The organism is Bartonella sp. AP57NXGY, assembly GCF_042195805.1.
Classification (GTDB): Bacteria; Pseudomonadota; Alphaproteobacteria; order Rhizobiales; family Rhizobiaceae; genus Bartonella.
Map to the genome: position 1 here is coordinate 1 of NZ_JBHIOZ010000070.1, position 2636 is coordinate 2636.

The window sequence follows — 2636 nt, forward strand, 5'->3', positions numbered from 1 at the left end:
AAGGTATTATAAAAAACAACTATAAAGATTTTTCAAAAGCGCTCTTCTTCAGCAGGCACTAAAATTTCTCGTTTCCCTGCGTGATTTGCTGGACTAATAATACCTTCTTCTTCCATCCTCTCAATCAATGTCGCAGCGCGGTTATAACCAATGCCTAAACGGCGTTGAATATAAGAGGTCGAAGCCTTACGATCACGAAGCACAATAGCAACAGCTTGACTATAGGGATCATCTTCTGAAGGAGAAGACAAAGAAACATCAGCACCATCCTCTTCAACTTCTTGCGTAATTGTTTCTAAATAATCCGGTCGTGCTTGCGCTTTGAGATGCGCAACAACCTGCTCCACTTCATCATCCGCAACAAAAGGCCCATGCACACGCTGAATACGTCCTCCTCCCATCATAAAGAGCATATCTCCTTGTCCCAATAATTGCTCGGCCCCCTGTTCGCCTAAAATTGTTCGGCTATCAATTTTTGAACTCACAGAAAAAGAAATACGTGTAGGAAAATTGGCTTTGATCGTCCCAGTAATAACATCGACAGAAGGACGCTGTGTCGCCATAATTACATGGATACCGGCAGCACGTGCCATTTGTGCTAAACGTTGAACCGCTCCTTCAATATCTTTACCAGCAACCATCATCAAATCAGCCATTTCATCAATAATGACAACAATATAGGGCATAGGACTAAAATCAAGTGTTTCCGTTTCATAAAGAGGCTCACCAGTCTCACGATCAAATCCAACTTGAATTGTCCGAACCATTGTCTCTCCCTGACTTGCAGCTTCCCTAAGACGTGCATTAAACCCATCAATATTACGAACGCCTAGTTTTGACATTTTACTATAGCGTTCTTCCATTTCACGAACAGCCCACTTTAAAGCAATCACGGCTTTTTTAGGATCCGTCACCACGGGTGTTAATAAATGGGGAATGCCATCATAAACCGAAAGCTCAAGCATTTTCGGGTCCACCATAATGAGACGACATTGTTCAGGTGTCATACGATAAAGCAATGATAAAATCATTGTATTGATAGCAACAGACTTTCCCGATCCTGTTGTACCAGCAACCAAAAGATGGGGCATTTTTGCTAAATCTGCAACAACAGCTTCCCCCCCGATTGTCTTACCCAAAGCAAGTCCTAGCTTTGCTTTGCTGTCAATAAATTCTTGCGCCTGCAACATTTCTCGTAAATAAACCATCTCACGCTTTGCATTGGGCAATTCTATTCCAATAACATTACGTCCTGGAACCACCGCAACACGCGCCGAAATCGCACGCATCGAGCGTGCAATATCATCTGCCAAACCAATGATACGGGAAGACTTAATGCCTGCAGCCGGTTCAAATTCATACAAAGTTACCACCGGTCCAGGACAAGCATCTATAATTTTGCCTTTGACCCCAAAATCTAACAAAACCCCTTCAAGCTCCTGAGAATTTGCTCTTAAAACAGCAGGAGAAAGTTTTGCATCCTTAACAGACGGTGGTGGAACCGAAAGATAATCTACAAGAGGAAGAACAAAACCACCCTTTGAAGAAGCTGTTAAAGACTTTCGATTTTTAACAGGAGAAACATAGGCTTTATTTTGATTTTCCTCACACTTTACTTTTTCACCTAAAAAAGTTGGCTCAATCCGATCAAATGGCTTTCCTTGCCCTTTACTCTGAAAACGCCTTTTGAAACAGAATAAACGAAAAAAACGCGCTTGTAAAAAATAAAAAAGATGCAAAAGAGCGCCACAAGTTGTCGCAAAAAAACCATGATTTTCACGATCCTCCTCTGCGGCATATTCCGTATCTTCTTCCAACTCAAAGACTGGATTAACGATTTCGTCTTTTGGAATGCTTTTTTCTTTTCTTTTCTTTGTTCGACGCCGCCATATCACATTACCAGCAAAAGCAGCGGTGAAAAAACCTAAAAGAATAAAAACAACACTGAAAAACACCGTGTAAGGAGGAGAAAGAAAAAGAGGAAAGACTGAAGAAGCAACACTTAAAACTTTATCTCCTAAAACCCCTCCCAATCCCATTGGCAATGGCCAATAAGTAAAAGAAGCAACAGGTGACATAAGGGCAAAAGCAATTAAAAAACAAATCGTTGATAGCACCCATAAAAAAAAGCGCAAAGTCAAATTGTAGATATTCTTTTGCGCCAACAAGAGAAAAGACCAAAATAACGGTGGCAACAAAACAGAAAGACTTGCCAAGCCAAAAAACTGCATAATAAAATCTGAAAAAATTGCCCCCATCCACCCCATAAGGTTTGTAACCTCATTTGTACTTGCATGAGTTAAAGATGGGTCCGCAACATTCCACGTCGCCAAAGCAAACACACAAAAAATAATAAAGCCCAAAAGCCCGAGCCCAATAAATACTCCTATCTGACGTAAAAACATCTCAATAAGACGCGAACCTTGAGAATTTCGCACTTCTAATGAATCATAAGGAGAAGAACTTCGGTGCATCTATCAATTCCAAATACAAAACTTTCATATTTTAAAGAGTTATAACTCCCTCTCTCTCTTAAAAAAGAATGAAGCTTAAACTCTGTGCCGATTTGTAAACAAATCGCCTGTAAACAATCCGACTTCTTATCTAGCGCGTTCTACCTTCTAATCACTTCATAT

General features: G+C 40.5%; 1 protein-coding gene. It reads right to left on the reverse strand.

The features are described from left to right. Window positions 1–32: 32 nt before the first annotated feature. Window positions 33–2474 (reverse strand): DNA translocase FtsK 4TM domain-containing protein, encoded by a 2442-nt coding sequence (locus ACFIL8_RS06825; protein ID WP_375649746.1) that lies wholly within the window; start codon window positions 2472–2474, stop codon window positions 33–35. Between the last annotated feature and the right edge of the window lie 162 nt (window positions 2475–2636).

Excerpts from the sequence above, each read along its gene's own strand:
- ACFIL8_RS06825 (WP_375649746.1), bottom strand. The coding sequence starts at position 2,474 with ATGCACCGAAGTTCTTCTCCTTATGATTCATTAGAAGTGCGAAATTCT.